The 4,554-nt window shown below is 49.0% G+C and carries 3 protein-coding genes; 1 reads left to right on the top strand and 2 read right to left on the bottom strand.

Going from position 1 to position 4,554, the window contains the following annotated elements; translation table 11 throughout:
- Nucleotides 1-157 precede the first annotated feature (157 nt).
- Nucleotides 158-2,188 carry a magnesium chelatase ATPase subunit D gene (bchD, locus tag MC7420_RS16040; protein ID WP_006101723.1) on the bottom strand — a complete coding sequence of 677 codons (2,031 nt, stop codon included), beginning with the start codon at nt 2,186-2,188 and terminating at the stop codon, nt 158-160.
- A 202-nt stretch (nt 2,189-2,390) separates the two neighbouring features.
- Here bchD and MC7420_RS16035 point away from each other — a divergent pair, with 202 nt between their 5' ends.
- Nucleotides 2,391-3,740, top strand: a complete 1,350-nt coding sequence (locus MC7420_RS16035; RefSeq protein WP_006101713.1) for an aromatic ring-hydroxylating dioxygenase subunit alpha — start codon at nt 2,391-2,393, stop codon at nt 3,738-3,740.
- 307 nt (nt 3,741-4,047) lie between these two features.
- On the opposite strand, the gene MC7420_RS16030 is transcribed toward MC7420_RS16035, so the two are convergent.
- On the bottom strand, nt 4,048-4,554 hold a 507-nt coding region (locus tag MC7420_RS16030; protein ID WP_044207641.1), incomplete at its 5' end, for a sensor histidine kinase.

The following is a 4,554-nucleotide window of genomic DNA, read 5'->3' as shown; positions in this document are numbered from 1 at the left end:
TCCCCACGGACCGGAGTTGGGGTTAGGGGATGAGGGGGGAAATGTCGAGCAGTAGATAGACACAGCTTAAAACCTTACCAGCATTGATTTTCTACCTTAAGTTGACACCAATGGGCAATGCCGTGCCCCTACATGATGATGCTCCCCGATCGCACAATTACCCGGATTTCATATCCGCGATCGCATTCTTCGTCATTGAGGCAATGGCTTTATCTGTGGCTTTGGGTAAATGGTAATATTTCCCCCCGGCTTGCTTGGCTAATTCCTTGGCAAACCCTGTGGAGACAAACTTGTTTTCAGTATCAATCACCAATAACTGAATCCCCATTGCCCGAATTCTTGCGGCTATCTCCAATAATTCCCCTTTAATATCTGGCTTTTCGCCTTCGGGTATGGGTTCACCCAGAGAACGGGCTAAGGGAATATTCCCGCGTCCATCAGTAATCGCCACAATCACGATTTGACCGATATCTCCTGACATTTTGGCATTCGTACCGACGCGCACCGCCTGGGTTAATCCATGTGCCAAGGGGGAACCGCCACCACAGGGTAACCGATCTAATCGCCCCCGTGCCAAGGCGATGGAACGAGTAGGCGGTAATAACACCTCAGCCTGTTCGCCGCGAAAGGGAATTAGGGATACTTGGTCACGATTTTGATAGGCTTCAGTGAGTAGTTGCATCACCGCACCCTTCGCCGATTGCATCCGGTTGAGTGCCATGGAACCCGACGCATCTACGAGAAATACTACCAACGCCCCAGCTTTCCGGGCGAGGCGTTTGGAACGCATATCTCCCGATTCGACGATAACCTTGCGATTCGGCTGGCGTTCCCGACGGGCTTTCTGATAGGGTGCAGCCGCCCGTAATGTGGCATCAACGGCGATGCGTTTGACGGCACCTTTGGGTAACATCGGCTTGACATAGCGCCCCCGATCCTCGGAGAAGATAATGCTGCGCGTTCCCGATTTTCCTTGTCGTTGCGCCATTTGAGCAAAGTAGAGAACACTGGGGTCGAGAACTACGCCCTCGGTATCAAAGACGAATTCTTCGGGGATGCTGGGAGGTTCTTGTTCTTGTTCTTGTTCCGGTTCCTCTTGTTCCTCTTCTTCCTGCTGATCCTCCGGTTCATCTTGATCTTGAGATGACTCATCCTGGGGCGGTGGGGGTGGAGGGGGTGGCGGCGGTTCCTCTGGTGGGGTCTGGACGATGGTAGAACGGGGGACAATCACCAATTCCACGGCGCGTTTCAAATCGTCAGCACTGATGGTTTGACGCCCATCTAGGGCGGCTGAGGCTTTGGCAACCCGCACGGCAAAGAGTTCCGCCCGATGCCCTTGAACGCCACCGCGCAGGGCTTCTTCAACCAGATAGGCGATTTGAGCGGATGTAATTTGCACGTCTTTGAGCCATTCCCGTGCCAGAATGATCTCGGTTTTTAGGTTATCGATGTCTTCGTTATATTGACCGAGAAAGGCTTGAGGTGAAGTCGTGTAGGCGATCGCTTGTTCTACGGCTTGCACTCGTTGATCCAGTGCCAATACCCCATCAGCAGAGAGGGTTATGGCAATTCTATCCAGTAAATGCTCTCGTAGGGGTCCTTCATCGGGGTTATAGGTGGCGATTAATAAAGGTTTGCAGGGATGCTGAAAACTCATCCCCTCCCGTTCAACTTGGTTGCGCCCGTCGGTGAGAACGCTTAACAGTTGGTTAGCGATTTGGTCATCGAGGAGGTTGATTTCATCAATATATAACACCCCCCGATGTGCCTGTGCCAAGAGTCCAGGTTGAAATACAGGTTCCCCTTGTTGGACTGATTTCTCCACATCCACGGAACCCAAGAGGCGATCTTCAGTTGTCCCCAAGGGAATTTGCACAAAGGGCGCGGGGATAATTTCCGTCTCCACGGTATCAGGTTCAACGCCTTGGGCTAAAAGCTGGTCATCCCATTCTTGAGGATAGCGGGGATGACAATTAGAAATGGAACCCTTGACCACTTCAATGGGGGGTAACAAGACGTGAAGGGCGCGTGCCATCACGGATTTGGCTGTTCCCCGTCGTCCCGCGATCGCCACTCCTCCTAATCCGGGGTCAACCGCCGCCAACAGCAGCGCTAATTTAATCGCTTCTTGCCCCACGACAGCCGTTAGGGGAAAATTGGTTGCTGGGGCAGAGTTCAGCACAGGCATAAGGCACGCATCAGACTATCAGTTCTTCAGCATACCTTGTCCTGGAGTGGTTTGGACGGTTAATTGAAAAATCTCAATGAGGGAGATGGTGTTGTAGGGGTTTGGTCTCCAAACCCCATTTCTTATGTAGGGCGAGCTGGGGGAGCTATCCTTGTATAATATTCATCCACACGCCAAGTAACAATTCGTTTTAGTCTTAACTATGACCGTTGCTCCTCATAAACCTGACTCAGCCCAATCAACGAATCCCCTATCTGAACCAGAACTTGAATCGGAATTTAACTGGAGAAATTGTTGGTATCCTATCTGTTTCCGCCAAGATTTTGCCAAAGATCGCCCCTATGGTTTTTCGTTGTATGATGAACCGTTCGTTATATTCAAACACCAAGAGGAACTGATCTGTTTAACCGATCGCTGTCCCCATCGTGCGGCTAAACTATCCGATGGACAGCTTATTGACGGTAAACTGGAGTGCTTGTACCACGGATGGCAATTTGGTCATGAGGGTCAATGTCTGCATATTCCCCAGTTATCGGCTGATGGGACAATACCTGTGAATGCTAACGTGCGATCGCATAAAGTTGTCGAACGCCAAGGACTGATTTGGATTTGGCCCGGTGCGGCTGAATTAGCGGATGAACAAGCGATTCCCACCATTCCGCAATTGGATCAGCCCGGATTTGTCCATTCTGACAAACTCACAGAAGTTCCCTGTGATATCAGCTATGTGCTTGAACACATGTTAGATCCAGCACATATTCATATTACTCATCATGGGAATCAGGGCGATCGCGCCAAAGCTCAACCCTTGGAAATGGAAATCCTGGAGAGTTCCGTAAACGGGTTTCGGGGTCAATCGCGGAATACAAGAGAACCCAACTCAACCTGGATTAAGTTTGATTTTATTGCTCCGAGTTTAGCTCATTTTTACTTTTCTATTCCTGATAAAGACTGGTTCTTTGGGCAGGCATTTTACCTATTCCCCTTGAGCAAAGGAAAATGTCGAATTTTATCACGAACCTATCGCAATTTTGTCACTCAACCCGTGAAGCTGATGCCCAGATGGTGGACTCATCTAAAACAGAATAAAATTCTGGCTCAGGATATTTCCATACTATTAGGACAACAACATGAAGTTGAACGGTTAGGAGAACCTGTGAAACAGGTTTATTCCCCTATTCCAACCTGTGACACGTTTGCTATGGAATATCGCAAATGGCTGGATCGGGTTGGGGCGTCTTTGCCCTATTATCGCGGTTATTTAACCTCGAAAGATAGGGAAAATGAACCTGAAGGTCAGTTGAATAAAATGTCAGTGAAGCCGTTATTTTGGCATACTGAACTTTGTCACTCTTGTAACCGAGCCTATCAGATCTCGCAGCGGGTGGAACAATTGGGTGTAGGAGTGGCGATTGTTTTCGCAGCGTTGGCAATTTTGGCGGATGATTCGGGGCTGCAAATAGGAGCCGTTTTGTTGGCAGTTGCAGTAGTAATTGTCGCCGTTGTCGCCAATAAAATCAAGCATCGCTTGAAAGCGTATTCAGTAGGTTAATGGCAATGATTTTCACTAGATTAAATTCTGCAAACACCCCTCAACAAACATCTGGTTTCCCCCTTTTTAAGGGGGACGGAAGGGGGATCTAATAGGGGGACGGAAGGGGGATCTAATAGGGGGACGGAAGGGGGATCTAATAGGGGGACGGAAGGGGGATCTAATAGGGGGACAGGAGGGGGATCTAATAGGGGGACGGAAGGGGGATCTAATAGGGGGACAGGAGGGGGATCAAATAGGGGGACTTTGATCTAAGCGCCAAGCGCTGTAATGCTCCCATTCGTTAACTTTTATTGTGCCTACAGACTTAACCATTACTGTTTTCGTTAACGGGGGTTACATTCACTGATGTTCTCTCAGGGGTTTGAACGGCTAACGGTAAAGTCACCTTAAACGTTGAGCCAACATTAACCTGAGAGTCAAGCTGAATTTCTCCTTGTAAAAGTTGCACCAGCCGCCCAACAATCGCCAGCCCCAATCCGGTACTATCCGGTAAACGTTTAGCACGGGAACTGCCGCGAAAATACGGATCAAAAACTTTAGCTTGGTCTTCTGGAGCAATACCAATCCCGGTATCGGTAATCACGATCACAAAATGCTCAAAATGATCATTTTGATTAGGTTGATTATTACACTCAACTAGGCAGGTGATGGTAATGCTTCCTGTTTCCGTGTAACGAATCGCATTACTGACCAAATTGGTGATAATCTGTTCGAGTCGCAAGGGATCAGTCGTGACTTGCTTCGGCGCTAGTTCGTAATCTACGGTTATTGTCAGGTCTTTTTCACTGGCTGAGGGTGTTAACGTATCGAC

The sequence above is a fragment of the Coleofasciculus chthonoplastes PCC 7420 genome (assembly GCF_000155555.1).
GTDB classification, from domain to species: domain Bacteria; phylum Cyanobacteriota; class Cyanobacteriia; order Cyanobacteriales; family Coleofasciculaceae; genus Coleofasciculus; species Coleofasciculus chthonoplastes_A.
This window is presented reverse-complemented; position numbering and strand designations above follow the sequence as displayed.